The sequence below is a fragment of the Halorussus halophilus genome (assembly GCF_008831545.1).
GTDB classification, from domain to species: domain Archaea; phylum Halobacteriota; class Halobacteria; order Halobacteriales; family Haladaptataceae; genus Halorussus; species Halorussus halophilus.
In genome coordinates, this window is record NZ_CP044523.1 from 3,224,438 (window position 1) to 3,243,894 (window position 19,457).

At 57.9% G+C, this 19,457-nt stretch carries 12 protein-coding genes and 1 CRISPR repeat array; of the genes, 7 read left to right on the top strand and 5 right to left on the bottom strand.

From position 1 onward, the window contains the following. Window positions 1–17 precede the first annotated feature (17 nt). Genes cas10d through cas2 form a run of 7 tightly spaced genes read left to right on the top strand, consistent with a single transcriptional unit; the run spans window position 18 to window position 8,781 of the window. The gene (cas10d, locus tag F7R90_RS16085) at window positions 18–3,023 is read left to right on the top strand and encodes a type I-D CRISPR-associated protein Cas10d/Csc3 (protein WP_158058419.1); all 3,006 of its coding nucleotides are present in this window, start codon (window positions 18–20) and stop codon (window positions 3,021–3,023) included. A gap of 3 nt (window positions 3,024–3,026) precedes the next feature. Next, on the top strand, window positions 3,027–4,004 hold the full coding sequence (gene cas7d, locus F7R90_RS16090; protein ID WP_158058420.1) for a type I-D CRISPR-associated protein Cas7/Csc2: 978 nt from the start codon (window positions 3,027–3,029) through the stop codon (window positions 4,002–4,004). A gap of 5 nt (window positions 4,005–4,009) precedes the next feature. Continuing rightward, entirely contained in the window at window positions 4,010–4,735 is a 726-nt protein-coding gene (cas5d, locus tag F7R90_RS16095; protein ID WP_158058421.1) for a type I-D CRISPR-associated protein Cas5/Csc1, read from the top strand. Further along, complete coding sequence (gene cas3 / locus F7R90_RS16100; RefSeq protein ID WP_158058422.1) at window positions 4,732–6,906, top strand: type I-D CRISPR-associated helicase Cas3'; 2,175 nt, start codon at window positions 4,732–4,734, stop codon at window positions 6,904–6,906. Before cas5d ends, cas3 begins: the two co-directional genes overlap by 4 nt. Beyond that, window positions 6,903–7,514, top strand: a complete 612-nt coding sequence (cas4, locus tag F7R90_RS16105; RefSeq protein ID WP_158058423.1) for a CRISPR-associated protein Cas4 — start codon at window positions 6,903–6,905, stop codon at window positions 7,512–7,514. Before cas3 ends, cas4 begins: the two co-directional genes overlap by 4 nt. Further along, entirely contained in the window at window positions 7,511–8,506 is a 996-nt protein-coding gene (cas1, locus tag F7R90_RS16110) for a CRISPR-associated endonuclease Cas1 (RefSeq protein WP_158058424.1), read from the top strand. Before cas4 ends, cas1 begins: the two co-directional genes overlap by 4 nt. A gap of 2 nt (window positions 8,507–8,508) precedes the next feature. Continuing rightward, the gene (gene cas2 / locus F7R90_RS16115; RefSeq protein WP_158058425.1) at window positions 8,509–8,781 is read left to right on the top strand and encodes a CRISPR-associated endonuclease Cas2; all 273 of its coding nucleotides are present in this window, start codon (window positions 8,509–8,511) and stop codon (window positions 8,779–8,781) included. Window positions 8,782–8,900: 119 nt separating this feature from the next. After that, window positions 8,901–12,604: a CRISPR direct-repeat array (repeat unit 37 nt; unit sequence GTCGCAGAAGCCAGAAAAGCCGAGAAGGCATTGAAAC). A gap of 1,435 nt (window positions 12,605–14,039) precedes the next feature. On the opposite strand, the gene F7R90_RS16120 is transcribed toward cas2, so the two are convergent. The 5 genes from F7R90_RS16120 to F7R90_RS16140 all read right to left on the bottom strand — a co-directional run bounded on the left by F7R90_RS16120 (window position 14,040) and on the right by F7R90_RS16140 (window position 19,338). Further along, window positions 14,040–14,654, bottom strand: a complete 615-nt coding sequence (locus F7R90_RS16120; protein ID WP_158058426.1) for a hypothetical protein — start codon at window positions 14,652–14,654, stop codon at window positions 14,040–14,042. A 174-nt stretch (window positions 14,655–14,828) separates the two neighbouring features. Then, window positions 14,829–15,485 carry a 3,4-dihydroxy-2-butanone-4-phosphate synthase gene (gene ribB, locus F7R90_RS16125; RefSeq protein ID WP_158058427.1) on the bottom strand — a complete coding sequence of 219 codons (657 nt, stop codon included), beginning with the start codon at window positions 15,483–15,485 and terminating at the stop codon, window positions 14,829–14,831. Then, a complete protein-coding gene (locus tag F7R90_RS16130; protein ID WP_158058428.1) occupies window positions 15,482–16,234 on the bottom strand; it encodes a DUF120 domain-containing protein in 753 nt (250 codons plus the stop codon). Before F7R90_RS16130 ends, ribB begins: the two co-directional genes overlap by 4 nt. 88 nt (window positions 16,235–16,322) lie before the next feature. Continuing rightward, a complete protein-coding gene (locus F7R90_RS16135; protein WP_158058429.1) occupies window positions 16,323–16,976 on the bottom strand; it encodes a hypothetical protein in 654 nt (217 codons plus the stop codon). A gap of 61 nt (window positions 16,977–17,037) precedes the next feature. Further along, window positions 17,038–19,338 carry a glycoside hydrolase family 3 N-terminal domain-containing protein gene (locus tag F7R90_RS16140; protein ID WP_225741199.1) on the bottom strand — a complete coding sequence of 767 codons (2,301 nt, stop codon included), beginning with the start codon at window positions 19,336–19,338 and terminating at the stop codon, window positions 17,038–17,040. Window positions 19,339–19,457: the final 119 nt, after the last annotated feature.

The following is a 19,457-nucleotide window of genomic DNA, read 5'->3' on the forward strand; positions in this document are numbered from 1 at the left end:
AGGAGATACTTGATAGCATGACAGAAAACGAAAGACCGCTATCTGGCGGACCATTCGGTAAACAAGAGTCTGAGAAAGAGGCTACCACAACCCAGCGAGTCCTCAATTCCTACCTCAACGAAATCGACCCGAAACTGCTCGACGTAGGCTGGGGGTTCGTCCCAGCAAAGAGTGTCGAGTATGGGAAGACGGACCAGCCGATGGTGAACCATGTCCGAAACGGCGTGTTCGTTCTTGGCCAGTTGAACGAAGTCATTCCCAAGCTCGGTGGGCGAGAGTTAGATGAGAAGGAGTTCCGTGAGGCTGTCGCGCTGTTCGTGATGCACGATCTCCACAAACTTCGAGGCGAACGAGCCCGCGAAGACGAGTACGAAATCGAGACAAAGGAAGTCGAACTGCTCGTGGACCGTCTCGAACTTCGAGAGTTTACGCAGGGTTCAGACGCTGACCCACTCGAAATCGAGGACTTCCACGCGTGTGCGGTGGACCACGAGAACTCAGAGCGGTCGAAGTCTGGCAACGCAACTCGTCGGTACAACAGGCTTCGTCCCTTCATCCGTCTGGCCGACGCGCTGGCTTCCAGTGACTCACCGGAAGCGGCAGTCGAACAGCGAAATCAGGATGCGCTCGCCGAAGCGTATCCGGGGCTTCCAAACGTCTCGCTCCGGTATCACGCGCTGGACGACGTGAAAGGCGTGTTCACGAACATGCTGAACGGCGTTGTTTCGAAGACACTCGCCGAGGGGTACAACTACCAACTACTCTCCATCTATCAGGACGGCTGTGTTTACGTCACCACGAACGAGGAGGACGTTGCTTTAGATGACGAACTCGTCGGGACGTTGTACGACCGACTGAAAGACGACATCAACGAGTCGCACGAGGCCTACGGAGACGAAACCAAGCTAGCCGAGAACTTGGCGACTCAGTCACAGGGTTTCTACACGATAAACGAGCAGGATTTCTTCTATGCCGGAACCGGAACCGTTCTTTCGGCTATTGTGGTGAAGGCGACGCAGGACGCCGACCCGGATTCTGACCCAACAGCGACTATGGAAGAGACGATGGAGGAACTCTCCGAGTTTCTCCCCTTCGACATCGACAGTTCGAGCCGAGTCGCACCGGGCTACGCCCGTCTCGTCTACACCGTCAAGCGTGCGTTCGTAGACCCCGTCGTCGCAAAGAGTGAGTCGAGCGACGACCCGCTCGTGGCGACCTGCGAAGTCTTCGACCTCTCTCAAGAGGCGACAGACGCGCTCGTCTCAGTCCGTGAGGAGAGCGAACTAACTCTCACTGCAGGTGGCAAGTGGGACTACGGATACGCCATCGGTCAGCACGTCGCGGAGCGAGTTCGGAGTAACTCACTGTCACCGGGCGACGTAGCAAGGTGGGTCATCGACGGTCTCCTCGAACTCAACGAAGAGTGGCCCGACATCGTGATGGAAGCTCACACCGGGGAACTCGCCGACGAACTGCGAACATACATCGCGGACGTAGTTCGAGTCGAAGGAGGGTCGCTTCCGCCGACCGAGACCGAACCATCCGACGCCTTCGAGGAACACCACGCGAAGCGCCGCGGAAAGACCTGCACGTTCTGCAACCGCGGAACGACGAGTACCCGTAAGAGCGACATGGAAGCCCCCAAGTCGTTGACGACGTTCCAAGCGGGCTATTCGAACCGAATTCCCGCGGACTCCGGCAAGCCAGACAAACTTCTCGTCTGCGTTCCATGCCAAGTCGAGTTCTCGCTCCGGGAAACAGGGTCGCAGTGGCGTGCGGACGACAGACTGTTCGTCCACCTCGTGCCGGACTACTTCTACACGCCACAGATGTGGAATCTCTACGCGAACGAGATTTTCCACCGATTCAGTGGCGAGGAGATGACTCGAATCGGGTGGCTCGCCAGTGCGATGTTTGAGGTCGCCAGCAGAGACGACGGACGGTTCGACTACGACGACGAAGGCCGATTGAGCTACGTTCCAATAGATGGCGAGGAACCGAAAAGCGCCGAATCGTTTGCACAGGTTCTCCGTGAGGCGACGACCACCGAAGGCGGCCGTCGAATGGTCGAAGAACTGAGTCAGGGATTCGACCCGAAGGCTGGTTTCGGCGCGCAGACGATGAGCTTCCACAAGCCCCAAGATAACGAGGTCGAGTTCCAGTTCTTCGGCGTCTTCGTCGGGCTCTCGATTGCCACGGCGATGGGTCTGCGGGCGTACGTCTCGCAGTCGCCACTGCCCGACGTTCGCGGGCGAGATTTCTCCGAAATGGTGAAACTCGGTGCAGGATTCAGTCGAATCACAGATTTCTACGGGAGCGACATTCCGCTCTCGGCGCTTCGAGAACGACTCGGCGCGGCGTCAGCACTCGTTCAACTGGGCTACGAAAACGACAGGGAGGACTCGCTGTTTGCGAAGTATCTTCGTCTGACTCGGAACGAACTGCTTCCGGGTTCGTACCTGCTGAAGCGGGCGGCCCAAGCTTCCGATGACGGCGACAACGTTGCCTACCTGCTAGAGGAAGCTGACCTTCTGGACCGCTACAGCGGGACGGCCCTCACTGACAAACACAGATACGACGACAACGACATGACCAACGACACCAAAGAACGGATTTCGACGCTCGCAGACTACGCGTTCGACGCGATTCGTCCCGTCGGGGGCAACAGCAAGGCGTACGCCATTGAGCGCGTGTTCCGCGAGAGCGTCAAAGCCGTCAAGGAATCGAATAGCTTGGAGATAGACGAGCAGGACGCAATCGACCGAATCACCGGTCGGTTGCAGAAGCTTCCCGACCGAAGCGATCAAGTGTACCGCGTCTCCGAGGAGAAGAGCAAACGTGGTGGCACGCCGAACGAGCGAATCGAAGCGTACGCCGAACTGTTCGTCACCGACTTGCTCGGACCGAAGTACGACATGAAACCATCACTGCTGAAGCGGGACGCGAACAACCTCGCGGACGGCTTCTACGCGGCGACACTTCGACTCCAGCGAGAGCTGTGGAACGACGAGGACGAGGAGTAATTTATGTTCGACTACGACACCTACCCGACGCTCGAACGAGGCACCGTTCACCGAGACGAGATGACGACCCAGCCGCAGAACAACTTCACGAATATCCTCGTTCTGCGCGAGTTGGAAAGCCACGCCGTCTTCACAACAGACGGCCAGAGTGCGGACCTCGCCGACGTAGCCGTCAGTGCGGACGGCCAGCGCGAGACGTATCTTCCGGGGTTGATGTTTATGCGGAAACAGACCGGAAGCGACCGTCGATTTGCGAAGGCGCTTCAGCGCGACTATCTCGACGACATAGAATGCTCGATGAAAGTCAACGAGATGTGTCAGAAGTGCCCCGAGTGTATCCTCTACGGAAGTGCGGCGAGTTCCGACGCCGACCAAGCACTCTCTATTACGTCACGAGTCATGTACGACACCGCGTACACGCTCCGTGACGCGAGCGCAGTCATCGACGAGAAGTTCCAGAACGCTCCTGGCGACGACTACGCGAAGAAGGCCCAACCGACAATTCGTGAACCCGACTTCTTCGAACCGGGAACGCTCTTCCCCTCGGTCATAACGCTTCGGGATGCCACTCCCGAAGAGCTAGCGTTCGTCCTCGGTATCACGAAGAAGAACAAGCGATACGGAGCGACCACCTCGCGCCTCGGTCGCGTCAAGAATCACGTCCTCGGCGTCTACACGGGGAGCGAGGAAGGTCCGGCAAACCTCGAGCTGACACGCGAAGTCTTGTCTCGGCTTCAGGAGGAATCCGACGAGGACCTCAAAGAGATCGTAGCTGGATCAGCGTTCGCCCCCGGTGCTGTCTCTGACCATCTGTTGAGTGCCTTCGACGAGCAGGTATCGAACGGTCTCGACCTCGAACGTGTACCCGAGGAGACTGTCACGGACCTCCTTGACGCGGCGACCGGCGACAATCTTGCGGACGTTCTCGAAACCCAGCGTGAAGCTTCGCAGAAATTCATCGACAGCGCGACGGACGAGTGAAAACCATGACCGGACAGGTACTCGAAGCGAGACTACAAACACAGGGAGAAGTGTGGTTCGCTTCCCGCGAAGTCGGCCGACTCGCCGACACGGAGTCGTTCGTACTCAATACGGCACTCTACTATGCGCTGGGGTTGGCGGCCGGAAGATATGTCGATACGACGTTCGAACCGACGTATCTCGCGGATACTGCCGACGTATCGGATCGTGTGTACGTCTCGCCAGCAGTTCCGATTAGTGACTCTGGGAAGACGAACTTCATCACGTCGACCTACAACACGAGCGACGACGACTACGCGACGGTCAATTACTCTGCACAGGAGGACCCAGACGCAAAGAAGAACCTCCCGTCGTTTGGGCGTAGACGAGTGCTTGGGCACGGCAACGACATGCGGTTCTATCTCGTTCCACGCGAGGGAGACGCCGAAGCGATTCAATCACGACTTCCGAAGTACGTTCGACTCGGCAAGAAGCGCGGGAAGGTGCGAATCGAGACAGAGATGCAGTCCGTCAAGCGAAAGAGTGGTTCGTACGAATTGGGTCACCCCATCGGTGCCTACGACACTGAACAGACACCTGTCGGGAATCTCGTCACGAAACGAATGCGTCCGACGCCGCTCGTCGCGCAAGCTGACTTCGAAGGCGAGTATCTGTCGTTCGATTTCGCTGACGACGATGGCGTATCAACTGGACTCCCGGCCGACGTTTCGTTCCTGAAACAGAAACGATGACGACGATTCCACTGTCTGGTGTGGCGCTCCGAGAACACGAAGATTCGTACCCGGCGTCGATAATCGACCCGTATCATCACCAGCGAACGCTGCGGGACCTCTTTCGGGACGAGGATGGGTTCGTCGCCGTTAACGACAGTCCGACCGGTGGTGGAAAAACGATGTCGTGGCTCACACCTGCAGTTGAGTCTGGCGAACACACCGTCGCGGTTTACCCGACGAACGCGCTCATCACCGATCAAAAGGAGTCCATCGAAAGGGAACTGAAGACACACTTCCCGGAGCGTGAAGATGGTATCAAAGTACTCCATGTCACATCTGATACGATACGGACCAAGTACGCAGAGCAATTCCCGCAGTTCGAGACGAACCGCGAAGTCCTAGAAGCCCTACTCAGAGTCGAATTCTCGAACGCCGAGCAAGTCGTGCTCCTGACGAATCCGGACATCCTCGTCATGATGTACCGGAATCTGTACCGAGGCGGGTTCACCTACCAGAGTGCGGGCGACATCATTCGTGAACTCAACGAGTTCACGACGGCAGTTGTGGACGAGTTTCACCGCGCGAGCAGGAAAGAGCAGAATACATTGTTGTTCTTGCTGGACGAGATGTACGACGAAGACGACGACTACTGCGCGGTCTCGAAGCTCGTCTTCCTGAGCGCGACTCCCGAAGAACGACTCGAACATCGTTTCCGCGAAGCGATGTCTGCACCGTACTCTCGTGTGACGAAGAGCGACCAAAAGGAGCGCATGGCGTTCAGCTCGCCACCGGCACCCGACGGCTGGCGGTCGGTCATGCCACCGACTGACCTCGACGTTCGGCGTGCTTCGACGTTCGCTACGGGCGATGTACTGCTGGGAGAAGACTGGGAGGACACCAAGTCCTTCTGCGCTCGTGAGGGCAAGACGGTCGTCATCCTCGACGGGATTCACGAAGTCGAAGTCGTGACGAAGAACCTCCGCGAAGCACTTCCGAACCAACGTGTTGAGCGAATCGACGGCTTCCACGGCAGTGAGAAAGAAGAGAAACTCGAACGATTCGACGTACTCGTCAGTAATTCGGCAGTCGAGGTCGGTATCGACTTCGAGGTGAAACGACTCGTCTTCTCGGGGCACAATCGGGCAAGCTTCCTCCAACGATTAGGTCGAATTCGCGGTCGAATCGACGACGGCAGTACGGTCCGCGAAGCACGGTGCTACGTGCCGGATGCTGTCGCAAGTGACCTCGAAAACGAGGTAGCAGAAACCAAGGGCCGCGTATCCCGCGAGCAACTAACCGCATGGCTCGAAGACGTGTACGAAGACCCACGCGAACCGGAGACGTTCGACTGGCGCTACTCCGCTGCAGAGGCACTTGCACACGTCAAATCACAGGCCGAGAAGTACGTCGAATCCGACGAAACAGTCGCTCTGGAACAAGGTGACGAACGAGTCGAGCGTCACTTCAGTGCTCACGAGGAGGGGATCGGTCTGAAGGAAATCAAGCAGTTCGCCGACACGGTATCCCGCGAGGTCAAAGCAGAACTGCAACGATATCGAGGCGAATCACTCGACGTGCTCGTCTACGACGTGTCGCCGGACTCGGAGAACGAACTGAAGACGTACAACCCGCTCTATCTGCTACGATACGGGGACATTGAATTCTTCACCGAGTCCGAATTCCTGCGGAAGGTCCCGTCTGAGCTACGTGGCGAGGTAGAGTCGAAGGCCGACTACGTGGTCGGGTTCTGCGTATATTCCGGGTCAGTTCCGATGAACGAAGACGGCTACGGACGGTCGGTGACGTTCAAATCGACCTCTGATGTGAACGAGTGGGTCTATCGTGAGAGCGACAGGAACAATCGTAAGCCGAAGAAAGTACGACTCTCCATCGACGTTGACAGCGTATCCGATGGACAAGGGCGAATTTCCTCTCTTCAGAAGCTCCGTGACAAAATGGAGCGCGAAGACAACAAGATTCTCTGTTATGCGCTGGAGCAAAACAGCAGTGGCGCGAAGCGACAATACAAACTCGGGGACTTCTTCTTCCTCTATGGACTGACCACGGGACACTGGGACGACCCCGGATGTGTTGCACTGGGCAACGACGCGCTCTACCTGCACTGTCGAGTCGAAGAGGAGGCAAGTAAACTCAATTTCGATGACCTTGGACTCGACCTAGGGCCATGAAAGCCAGCTTTAGGGATGAACTCGTCCCAGTCAGCGCACTGAACGAATACGTCTACTGTCCACGCCGGTTCTACTACCAACGATACCAAGACGAAATCGGCACGCCGTACGAACTCGTAGACGGCCGGTCGAAGCACGAACGGCAGTCTCGCCGCGGTGGCTGGGTGCGGGAACGGTACTTTCGCTCGAACGACCTGGGCCTCCACGGCAAGATAGATCTAGTAGAGAGCAACGATGAAACCCTAACGCCCGTCGAGCGCAAACGAGCTGAGAGCGCCGAATACTACCCGAGTGACGAGGTGCAACTCGCAGGCTACTGCATGCTCCTCGAAACTGCACTCGACGAGTCAGTCAACGTTGGGTACATCTATCTCTACTCAACCGATCAGCGCTATGCGATTCAAATTACAGAGAATCATCGAAAGACCGTCCGCGAAATCGTTCGCCATATCCGAACTATGACCGTCGATTCGATTCCACCACTCACCGACAACCCGAGTAAGTGCGAGGCATGTTCTGCCCGCGAGTACTGTATGCCAGAAGAGACTGCAATGCTTGAACCCGACAAGGCAAAGGGAACGGGCTTCGAGCGGGAGGAACGAAGATGAAGGCTTCTGAGGGGATGTTTGACGAGTCCGTTATCTTCGTCACCAAGCAGGGAACACAAGTTCGGACCGACGAGGGTCGTATCGTCGTCTGGGACGTGGATGGCGACGACGGAGAACTCGCATCCTATCCGACCGAGAAACTGGACACCATCAATGTCTTCGGTGGCGTGAACTTCAGCACGCCGTTCGTCGCGCGGGCGAACGAACATGGCATCGTCCTTAATTACTTCACGCAGAACGGCAAGTACCGTGGGAGTTTCGTTCCTGAGCGAAACACCATCGCAGAGATTCGCCGTGCACAGTACGCGCTGTCTGATGACGATGAACTCGATCTTGCGAAGGCGATGATTGCGGGCAAGATCCGGAACGCGCGGACGCTTCTCTCGCGCAAGGGCGTTCACGGAACGGATGTGCTGAAAGACCTCGGTGTTCGCGCCGAGAACGCAACGAATAAAGACGGCCTCCGTGGAACCGAGGGCGAGGCTGCAGAGCGGTACTTCAACAGGCTTGACGAGACGCTCACCGACGGCTGGACATTCGAGAAACGGACGAAGCGACCACCTGAGGACCACATCAACTCACTGCTCTCGCTCACCTACGTCATGATGAAAAACGAGGTCCTGAGTGGGCTGCGGCAGTACAATCTCGACCCATTTCTGGGCGTGCTGCACGCGGACCGCCACGGTCGCCCTTCGCTCGCGCTTGACCTACAGGAGGAGTTCCGGCCCATCTTCTGCGACGCGTTTGTCACGCGGTTAGTGAATCGTGGTGTGATTACCCACGACGACTTCACGGCGGACAATCACCTCGCGGATGAGGCGTTCAAGACCTATTTGTCGAAGTTCGACGACTACATGCAAGAAGAGTTCACGCATCCGCACTTCGAGTACAGCGTTTCTCGACGGAAGGCAATTCGCCAGCAAGTGATTCTCCTCCGGAAAACGATGACAGGCGAGATGGACGAGTACCACGCGCTCACATTCGATCGATGACCATGCGACTCGCAATCACCTACGACGTAAGCGACGATGCGAACCGTCGCCGAGTGTATCGCACGCTCCAACGGTACGGCGCGTGGAAACAGTACAGCGTCTTCGAACTAGAGGTATCGAAAACCGAGCGCGTCGAACTAGAAGACGAACTTGAAGACCACATCGAACCTGCAGATGGCGACCGAATTCGAATCTACCGCCTCTGTGAATCCTGTCTCGACGACACGACCGACCTCGGTGCAGATCAACCCGGCGAGCAGTCGAACGTTGTCTAACTGGCCGAGTCTTCATCGACCTTTTTAATGTCTGTGTACAGCCCCGGTCCACGAAGAGCGGTGCGTGAACGAGCGGTGGAGCAAGCTTTATTGGCCCTCTGGCTGTATTTTCACCCCCTGTCGCAGAAGCCAGAAAAGCCGAGAAGGCATTGAAACGATTCCCGTGCCAGCCGTTCTCCGGCGCGCGGAAGTCGCAGAAGCCAGAAAAGCCGAGAAGGCATTGAAACTCATAGAGAACATCACGGATAGTACAGAGATATTTGGTCGCAGAAGCCAGAAAAGCCGAGAAGGCATTGAAACACTGAACGATGTTCCCCGCTAGATCGTACTCACCGTCGCAGAAGCCAGAAAAGCCGAGAAGGCATTGAAACAAGTTGAATACGAGACTGTAGACTGCGACAGTTGCGGGGTCGCAGAAGCCAGAAAAGCCGAGAAGGCATTGAAACACAACGGCACCGGACGCTTCCAAAGCACCAACGAGGTCGCAGAAGCCAGAAAAGCCGAGAAGGCATTGAAACGAAACGCAGTTCGAGATTCCCACCGGACTGGAAGACGTCGCAGAAGCCAGAAAAGCCGAGAAGGCATTGAAACAGTATCGTGACGCCGATGATGAGCGTATTCGTCGGTCGCAGAAGCCAGAAAAGCCGAGAAGGCATTGAAACCATACAACTGGCGGACCTCTACAACACCGACACGGGCGTCGCAGAAGCCAGAAAAGCCGAGAAGGCATTGAAACTATGCGCGGTGACTACGTCAGCAGTTGGCCCAAGCTGTCGCAGAAGCCAGAAAAGCCGAGAAGGCATTGAAACTTCACCAAATTAGCGACGAGTCTCGCTACTGAGTTCGTCGCAGAAGCCAGAAAAGCCGAGAAGGCATTGAAACCACACCGACTCACGGAGTTCAACGACGATTACGACGGGGTCGCAGAAGCCAGAAAAGCCGAGAAGGCATTGAAACGAGGAAGCCCGCATGGACAAGATCGCGTTCAACGTCCGTCGCAGAAGCCAGAAAAGCCGAGAAGGCATTGAAACTGGTAGAGGACCAGCACATGTGGTTGAAGATTGGTGATGTCGCAGAAGCCAGAAAAGCCGAGAAGGCATTGAAACACACCGAAGTCGAGGAGAACGACGACATCGAGACTGTCGCAGAAGCCAGAAAAGCCGAGAAGGCATTGAAACAAGGCTTCCACGAAGCGATAGATGACGCATTGGATGCAGTCGCAGAAGCCAGAAAAGCCGAGAAGGCATTGAAACAGACAGATGCTCCGGCGGTTGTCGTGCGCGGAGAGTCGCAGAAGCCAGAAAAGCCGAGAAGGCATTGAAACACACTCTCGCGCCGAAACTGGTTGCGGACTAGCCGGGTCGCAGAAGCCAGAAAAGCCGAGAAGGCATTGAAACAGATACACTGTCGCGCTTGGGTGTCGGTCTGGATAGGTCGCAGAAGCCAGAAAAGCCGAGAAGGCATTGAAACCGGTCGCCGCGCGTCGCCGACGCAGTAGGGGCAAATAGTCGCAGAAGCCAGAAAAGCCGAGAAGGCATTGAAACGCTTCGACCTTGTTCCAGCGAACGCGGACATGGCTGGTCGCAGAAGCCAGAAAAGCCGAGAAGGCATTGAAACTCTATCAGGGATGCGACCACGAGTGCCGAACACCAAGTCGCAGAAGCCAGAAAAGCCGAGAAGGCATTGAAACTATTTGCATGATGTGGATGTGCGTCCGGTGGGTGTGGTGTCGCAGAAGCCAGAAAAGCCGAGAAGGCATTGAAACTGGGTTGCGGATAGTAGTGAAGCATCTAGGGAGGTTCTGTCGCAGAAGCCAGAAAAGCCGAGAAGGCATTGAAACATGCGTTGGTCTTGACTGCTCGCCAGATGAGCAGTGAGTCGCAGAAGCCAGAAAAGCCGAGAAGGCATTGAAACTCACCGTCGTCTATCAACGCTACTGCCGCTACTTCCGGGTCGCAGAAGCCAGAAAAGCCGAGAAGGCATTGAAACCGAGCGGCGCGGCCAGCATCCAGATTCCTGACGGCCGGGTCGCAGAAGCCAGAAAAGCCGAGAAGGCATTGAAACGACGTGTCGGTTACATCGCCCCCCTCAAGTACTGGATGTCGCAGAAGCCAGAAAAGCCGAGAAGGCATTGAAACTCGAAGACGCCGATGATGTCCAACAGACAGCGGTTTGTCGCAGAAGCCAGAAAAGCCGAGAAGGCATTGAAACGATGCGGCTTGCTGTGGAGGGACTACACTCATGAGTAGTCGCAGAAGCCAGAAAAGCCGAGAAGGCATTGAAACAATATATCGGAAGCCACGGGGAAGAGTTGTTCAATGTCGCAGAAGCCAGAAAAGCCGAGAAGGCATTGAAACAATATATCGGAAGCCACGGGGAAGAGTTGTTCAATGTCGCAGAAGCCAGAAAAGCCGAGAAGGCATTGAAACTTCGTTATGCAGCCGGGACTCGATGAACAGATGCGTCGCAGAAGCCAGAAAAGCCGAGAAGGCATTGAAACAGAACTGGTTCTACGATATCCCACTCCAAGACGACACGCTCGTCGCAGAAGCCAGAAAAGCCGAGAAGGCATTGAAACTAGAATAAGACGGCGTCCTGTCCGCGGGTCAATGCCGTCGCAGAAGCCAGAAAAGCCGAGAAGGCATTGAAACTCCACGACACGCTCAACGACCTGATGGCCGCGGGTCGCAGAAGCCAGAAAAGCCGAGAAGGCATTGAAACTGGCCGAGCAGTCTGGTCTCGGAGACTTCGGGGCGTCGCAGAAGCCAGAAAAGCCGAGAAGGCATTGAAACATCACGCGCAACTCGACATTGAGCCCCAGGGAGACGACGGTCGCAGAAGCCAGAAAAGCCGAGAAGGCATTGAAACGAGCGATGAACCACTCCGACGAGGTCGCGAAGGTCGGTCGCAGAAGCCAGAAAAGCCGAGAAGGCATTGAAACCTCGTCGCTCGCGACCTCGTCGGGCTCTCCCGCCCCGTCGCAGAAGCCAGAAAAGCCGAGAAGGCATTGAAACAGCGTGTAGATTCCGAAGTGGTTGTGCCTCAAATCCGTCGCAGAAGCCAGAAAAGCCGAGAAGGCATTGAAACACTTGGTGGCCGTCTCGTGCCTGACTCGTGAGGAACGGGTCGCAGAAGCCAGAAAAGCCGAGAAGGCATTGAAACAGGGTCACGGGGAACCGCCGCACAAGCCAGCGCGCGGGTCGCAGAAGCCAGAAAAGCCGAGAAGGCATTGAAACTGGAACCTGGAGAACGGCGCGCTCGCCTATTTCGGTCGCAGAAGCCAGAAAAGCCGAGAAGGCATTGAAACCGGTCGCGTCGTGGTTCGACCTCGGGACGGTCGGGTCGCAGAAGCCAGAAAAGCCGAGAAGGCATTGAAACATATTGTGGCCGCGGAGACCGTCGCTCAGATGGACTTGTCGCAGAAGCCAGAAAAGCCGAGAAGGCATTGAAACAGGTCGCCCGGACTCAGGCCGAGTCCGGCCGTAATGTCGCAGAAGCCAGAAAAGCCGAGAAGGCATTGAAACCGTCCGAAGCCCCTGAGACGTTCCTGCGCGTAGTACGGTCGCAGAAGCCAGAAAAGCCGAGAAGGCATTGAAACGAAGCTGGCTTCGACACCAACGCCCGAATCAGCCGGACGTCGCAGAAGCCAGAAAAGCCGAGAAGGCATTGAAACCGACGGCCGTTCACGGTCACGAGGTGCAAAAAGTCGCGGGTCGCAGAAGCCAGAAAAGCCGAGAAGGCATTGAAACACGTTCGACCGGAGTTTCTGTCTGAGGTTCAACATGGGTCACAGAAGCCAGAAAAGCCGAAAAGGCATCGAGAGAATCGTTCTCCTGCAGGCGCGCGAGAAAACTGCTGGAAAGTGATGGAGAAGTTCGGAACGAGTGTATGTCGTCGCGTCTCTGAGGTCGGATTGTACACTCTCCAGAGACATGGTTGACGCGGCGAGATTGCTCGAGCGATTCGCTAGGCGGACTGCTGTTCGTGTACACCCCGCTAATCAGCCGGGAGAATGGCTCTTGTGGCAGGGTGGACACTCAACGAGAGTGGTTGCACATGGGCCTGACTAGGGTAGCAAGGAGGCAAAGATGAGAACTAGGGATAGACGGCCTCTGTCCCGGGTTCTTGATTTTGAGGAGGTCGGTAGGTTAAGCTCGGAAACCGCGATTTCAACATCAGAATCGGGTGTACACCGCCATCCTCTAGTTTTCTGTTGAGATATTGGATGGTCTGGCGAATGTTGGCTGACCCCCTAATTCGTGCGAATACAGGGCTAACAAGCGCCAAGAGAGTGGGTTGGAACGCATAGTCGTAGCCATCACAGACCACTTCCGGAATTCCTGAAACCCCCGAATTCAAGTTCAAAACCGGGGATGTACTGTCAAAACCGGTATTATTGTCGGAATGGGGATAGAAAGCGAGGATTCAGCGTCTACCACCATCTCGCCCCCGCCACAACAAAACGCCACAACAGCCATCAGAAAGCCCTGAAACCACAAACCCGACACCGACCGACATACTCGACTGTCGCCGCTTTCTCGACCTAGAAAACCGCCGTGTACACCCGATTTCTATCGTGCTTTCCCGGATACTGGGTACTCTGTATTCAGGCGTGCGAGGGTATGAGATGTGAATCGAGACGAAAGACACGCTCCAATTTCGGGTGTAGATTCACCTATCGGTCAACCCGAATTGAGACCGTCGATTCTCGTATCTGGACACAATGGAAAACTATGCGAAGCACTCAAACCCCAACCTGAGTCAGGGGAGAGTGTCTCGCATCACCTCAACAACCCGACTCCGCGAGCAACGTTCTGAGTGCGAACGTTTATATGACAGGTATCTGAGATAGCGTACGGGACCGGACGAGCCAACACATGTGCCATTTGGGTTGAATCAATCCGGTCCCTTTTCGTACTGCCGAAGATAGCGACACACGTCTCACTGAGAAATCTGTCTGAGCAGAACGTTTATGCGACTTCGCTCCTCTTAATTCCACCCGGATACCGCCCGCACATCGGTATCTGTCATCCGGAAGCCAAGGCCCTTCTTCCCAAACTGGCCTTTCGAACCCCCGAATCCCGTTCCGTCCAACGGGCCCTAATAACGCCGAAACGTTGCGGACTCGTCGCCGTTGCGGTCGGCCACGTTGCTACCACGAGTCCATTCGATACCGTCGCGGCGTTTCTGGGTTATTCTATCACTGAGACTCCACTCCTATAGAAGAGCCAACGAAGAAGAGAGGGGGAGTGACGGAACTACTCCGGTGCGAGACGTTCGAAGGCGGATTCGAACACTGGTGACCGACCCAGAAAGGCCCCGACTGACCCGAACACCAGTGGGGTGAGCAGAACGAAGATGAACCATCGAGTGGAACGTATGTTCATGGGGAGCGCGAAGGATGCATCGATAGGGCCGACGGTACCTGAGAACACGACCGTAGAAGCGAAGACGGCGAGCAGGTATCCGAGTGTCATATAGGCTCCGACGCTGAGTGGGACGGGTGATTGGCAGCTTCGCAGAGTTACTCCGAGACCAACGAGTAGGCACGCGAGCATCGGGAGGAGTCCGAGCGAGCCTTGAATCACGCCGAGCCATGCGCCCTGGTGGTGGACGAAGTTCATCGCAGCGACGACGTTTCCTGTCTCGTTCGCGATAGTGACGGGTACCCCGTGCGCGTTCAGAGTGAACCAGCCGATGGCCTGCCAGACTGGATTTCCGGCCGATTGGTAGACGACGATGGGGTCGATGGTAGTGGCCGAATCCAAGGTGAGCAGGTTGTCGATTCGGGTGACGGTCGCCAGCCCAACCAGTAGGTACGAGACGACGTAGGCGAGCGCACCAGCGGCGATTCGGTGGAGGGCAGTACGCATGCAAAGATTGTGTTTCTGTCACATGTGTAAATGCTTCATGGCCACCGAGAGAATGCGCCGAAGCGGAGTTTCAGGGGATTCGAATCGCCCACGTCGCAGTCCGATACTCGCGCTCGGCCCTGCTCATCGTGACCGATTCGACGCGGCGGGAAAACTGACGAAGAAGTAGTCTGTTCAGTCGAGTCCCTCGACTATCTCCGACCCTTCCAGATACGCGAAGCCGTGCCGCTCTGCGTACGCCCGAGCGTCCTCGGGCGAGAGCGCGGCACCCGTCTGGTCGTCCAGCATCTCGCAGACGACCACCGCAGGCCCCCGATTGGCCGCGTCGGCCAGCACGATACCTAACTCCGTGTGGCCCTCGCGGTCGGCGAGCAAGTTCGGGGCGGCCCGCAAGAGATGAACGTGGCCCGGTGCGCGGAACTCTGCGGCGAAATTAGTTTCTGCTGGGGCGTTCGCGGCCGCACCGAGTTCCGTAATCGTCGTCGCGCGGTCTTCGTCCGTAATTCCCGTGTAGGTGTCGCGGTGGTTCACCGTGAGTGAGAACGACGACCGTTCGTCGTAGCCGAGTTCGTGACTCCCGCTCGCGGGGTGGTCGAGCGCCTCCTGCATGAACGGCAGGTCGAATGCCTCGGCCACCTCGTCCGAAAGTGCGACGCAGACGAGTCCCCCGGCGTCGTTGCGCATGCGCGAGACTGCCTCGGGCGTCACTGCTCCCGCAGGATAGATGAGGTCCGTCTCGCCCTCGCGGTCGGCGGCGTCGTGGACTAAGACTGGTCTGCCTTCGCGGAACGCCTCGACGGCCGCCTCGACGCCTGCGGCGGCTTGGCTCATGGTTCCTCCTCGACGTGGACCGTGACGTGGTCGCCGTCTTCCAGTTCGAGTTCCTCGCGCAGTTTCTCCGGGGCGATGACTTCCAGTTGATCCTCGTCGTGGTGGGTTCGCTCGGGCGCGATGGTGTGGGCCTGTTCGTAGATTTGGCCGTCGTCGATGTCGGCGGTTGCACCGCCTCCGTCTCGTTGCCCCTTCGGCGCAACGCAGATCGTTGCAGGATAGCAGACCGCCGGGCCATACGTCCGGTCGTCGTCCTCCCAGCCGTCGATTGGCACGGGGTCGAGTGCTTCCATCGCGGAGCGGGCGCGAACGCTTTCGGTCGTCAATTCGACGTTGAGCGTGCCGAGGAACGGTTCGTAGCCGAGTCGGTCCTCGAACTGCTCCATGTAGCCCGACAGCGAGATGTAGTGGCGGCCCTCGCCCATCCCACTGGTGACGGTGCCCGACAGTTCGATGCCCGCGGGCGTCTCGAAGATGCGACGGTAGTCTTCGTACTCGCGCTTGAGCGACCACTCGCCGTCGTCGGTGATGGATATCCACTGGCCGTCGCTGACCATCTCGCGCTCGACCAGTCCGGCGTCGTCCAGTCGCTGGAGTCGCCGGGAAGCAGTCTGATTGGAGGCGTCGAGACGCTCTGCGAGCGCCGAACAGGAGACTTTGACCTCGCCGTCGAGACCCCCGTCGAGGGCGAGTAGTTTGAGCGCGGCGAGTTCGTCGTAGCCGACCGCGCGCGGTCGCGTCGCTGACATAGGTGGTACTCCGGTCGCGTCCGGTTTAAGGATAACGGGTTTGGGACGGTTCCCAGAATTGGAACGGTGTGCGATGGAGGGCCACAGTTTACGTACGACGTTGGGGCGGCAGTTCGCCCAGCAAATCGGCTTTGTACTCCCGGACAGCTGCTTTCACGCCGCGTTCGATTTCGGAAGCCGACGCCTCGGTCGCCGCGTCGAATCGGTGCATCTGCCCGAGCGCAGCGAGCGATTCGAGGAAGTGTGCGAACATCCCGTCGAAGGGTTCCTCGGTCGGGTCGAGGTCCGGATAGTCACGCTTGAGAACCGTGAGTTTGCTCCGATACGGCTCGTGGTCGAGCCATCCGGCCTCCCACTCGTGGCCGCCTTCGGAGTGTTCGTAGAGGCCGACGATGTGGGTCGCCCGGTTCGCCATCACTTTGAACTGCGTCGTCCAGAGTAGTAGGTCGTCGAACCCGCCGAGGTCTTTGAGTAGGAACGGTTTGCCGACGGCGTCGAGTCGGTCTGCCACGAGTCGGAGTCGCGCTTCTTCTGCCTTGCCGTAGCTTCCGAGGACGAAAAACGAGCGGTCGGCCTCGGCGATCGGCACTACGTCGGTGTCGATTGCGCGCTTCAACTCGGCGTAGTCGCGCCGGTCGATGGACTGGCCAGTAAAGGTCTCGTACTCGTCCAACAAATCGCCCAACAGTTGCCCCATCGTTGCTGGCCACTCGCCGTTCGTTTCGCTCCCGTCGTCGGTCACAGATACCGGAGAAGTCGCCGCAAAGAAAGTAAGTGTTCGGGCCGCGAACGGTGACGGCGCGTTATTTGACCGTCAGCGTCGCGGTCATGTCGCCGACCGAAATCGTGTAGTCGCCCGAAATCACGGTCAGTTCCTCCTGAGAGAACATGCCACCGGGGACCGTCGCTAAGGGCATGATGGACCCTCGAACGGTCACGCGCGTCGATTCTCCGGGGGCGAGCGATACGCGGTCGAAGCCGACGATTTCCTCCTGTGGGAAGAGGACCGGGCCGTGGCGGCGACTGCCGTAGACGGGAACGACGTGGTCGCCAGCGCGGTCCCCGGAGTTCGTCACCGTGACCGAGACGGTGAATTCGTCGTTCGAGGCCACCTTCGGGAGCATCGCGGGCGTCACGTCTAGGTCGCTGTAAGTGAACTCGGTGTAGGACTCGCCGTGCCCGAACGGGAACAGCGGGTCCTGATTCGAATGGGGCGGACCGGGGTCGCCGCCGGAGTGGAACCTGTCCGGCGGGTAGTTGTTGTGGAGATTGAGGAGTTGGCCCGTGCCCTCTGGCCACGTAAACGGGAGGCGACCGCTGGGGTTGTGGTCTCCGAATAGGGAGTCGGCGACGGCGGGTCCACCCATCGTCCCAGGAAGGTAGGCCATCAGCGCGGCCGGGAGGTTCTCGAACACGTCGGTTCCGCGCGGGCGGCCAGCGAAGAACACGCCTGCGTGGGGTGTCTCGACGCCAGCGAGTGTCTCCACCAAGCGTTGTTGGGCCGACGGGAGTTCCAGCGTGTCGGTATCGCCTTTCTCCTCGGCGTAGGGTCCTTCGCCGATGACCGCCACGACTGCGTCGGCGCTTTCGGCGGCGTCCCTGACCTTCGATTCGCTCTCGAACGAATGGAGTCCGGTCGGGACGTGGACGACGTTCGTAGACGAAGAGACTCGCTCTTCGATTGCTTCGAGCGGCGTGACTGCGGGCGGTTTGACTTCACCGGGACCTTGCCAACCGAGCGTCCACGCACCGGTCATGTTGCCGATGGTGTCCGCGCTCGGACCGGTGACGAGGAGTGTGCCGACGCTGGGGTCTAGCGGCAGCGTGCCGTCGTTCTTGAGGAGGGTCATCGAGTCGGCGGCCGTCTCGCCCGCGAGAGCGCGTGCTTCGTCAGAGCCGACGACTTTCGAGGCCGTCTTGGGGTCCGCACTCGCGTCGTCGAACAGACCGAGAGCTTCCTTGAACGCGAGGACGTTCGTCACCGCGTCGTCGATACGCTCCATCGGCACCTCGCCGGATTGAACGAGTTCCGTGAGGTTCTGCTGGTACGTCTCGACGGTGTCGCTCTCGATGCCGCCGGCGGGAACCATGTACATGTCGATACCCGCGTTGATGCCGAGCTTGGCCGCCTCTTTCACGTCGGCCGCGAACTCGTGGACTTCGACCATCCGGTAGAAGTCGTGCCAGTCGGAGACGACCATGCCCTCGAAGCCGAGCATCTCACGGAGGATGTCTTCGAGTAACTCCTCCGAGGCGTGGGCGGGGATGCCGTTGAGCGACCCGCTGTTGACCATCACTGTCTCGGAGCCTGCGGAGATGCCTGCGTGGTACGGCGGCAGGAGCGTACTTCGGAATGTCCGGTAAGGGACTTGTGCCGCACTGCGGTCGTTGCCGTTCCGTGGCTCGGAGTAGCCTGCGAAGTGTTTCGTCGTCGAACCGGCGCGCTTGTGGTCGCCCTCCTTCGTCTCGTATCCGCGGACCTTCTCGCTGACCATCTGGGAGGCGAGATAGGGGTCTTGACTGAATCCCTCGTAGAATCGACCCCATCGCGGGTCGCGATTGATGTCGGCGACTGGCGAGAACGTCCACGGCGTTCCCGTCGCACGGAGTGTCTTGGAGGTGTGTTCGGCCATCTGGCGGGCGTAGTCGGGGTTCCACGTTGCGCCGAGGCCGTGGTTGTGCGGGAAGATGATAGCGTCCTTGAGGTTGTTGTTGCCGTGAACTGCGTCGAGACCCCAGACGAACGGCACGTCGTGGGGTTGGGCCTCGACCATCTTCTCCTGGAGGTCGTTAGCGTTCTTCGCCTGCTCGACCGCGTCCTTCGAACTCGCGTACATTATCGAGCCGGGGAGGTACTCTTCGAAGAACGACGTTGGGTCGTCTCCGAGTTCGTAGGCGGCGACCTGTGTCATCTGGCCGATTTTCTCGTCCAGACTCATGTTCTCGACTTTCTTCTCGACCTCGGGACTCGGGTCGGCACTTTGGGCTGTTGCCATCCCCGAACCGACGTAGGCAGAGAGCGCAGTGGTCGTCGCCACACCGCCGGTAGCCTGCATGAAGTTCCGTCTCGATTCGTCGATGGCATCGCTGTCACGCTCTACCATACCTCATTGTGGCCCACGGAGGAGACTTTAATCATGTGGCCAGTAGAGTATAAATTTCTAACCTTGCCAACCCATTAGAGGTACAGAGTTAAGTAATAAAGTATTTTCGAGATATTAGG

Bases quoted from the DNA above. Each gene is read 5' to 3' on its own strand.
- ribB (WP_158058427.1), bottom strand. From the start codon at position 15,485: ATGAGCCAAGCCGCCGCAGGCGTCGAGGCGGCCGTCGAGGCGTTCCGC.
- F7R90_RS16120 (WP_158058426.1), bottom strand. From the start codon at position 14,654: ATGCGTACTGCCCTCCACCGAATCGCCGCTGGTGCGCTCGCCTACGTC.
- cas5d (WP_158058421.1), top strand. From the start codon at position 4,010: ATGACCGGACAGGTACTCGAAGCGAGACTACAAACACAGGGAGAAGTG.
- F7R90_RS16140 (WP_225741199.1), bottom strand. From the start codon at position 19,338: ATGGTAGAGCGTGACAGCGATGCCATCGACGAATCGAGACGGAACTTC.
- F7R90_RS16130 (WP_158058428.1), bottom strand. From the start codon at position 16,234: ATGTCAGCGACGCGACCGCGCGCGGTCGGCTACGACGAACTCGCCGCG.
- cas4 (WP_158058423.1), top strand. From the start codon at position 6,903: ATGAAAGCCAGCTTTAGGGATGAACTCGTCCCAGTCAGCGCACTGAAC.
- cas10d (WP_158058419.1), top strand. From the start codon at position 18: ATGACAGAAAACGAAAGACCGCTATCTGGCGGACCATTCGGTAAACAA.
- cas3 (WP_158058422.1), top strand. From the start codon at position 4,732: ATGACGACGATTCCACTGTCTGGTGTGGCGCTCCGAGAACACGAAGAT.
- cas7d (WP_158058420.1), top strand. From the start codon at position 3,027: ATGTTCGACTACGACACCTACCCGACGCTCGAACGAGGCACCGTTCAC.
- cas2 (WP_158058425.1), top strand. From the start codon at position 8,509: ATGCGACTCGCAATCACCTACGACGTAAGCGACGATGCGAACCGTCGC.
- cas1 (WP_158058424.1), top strand. From the start codon at position 7,511: ATGAAGGCTTCTGAGGGGATGTTTGACGAGTCCGTTATCTTCGTCACC.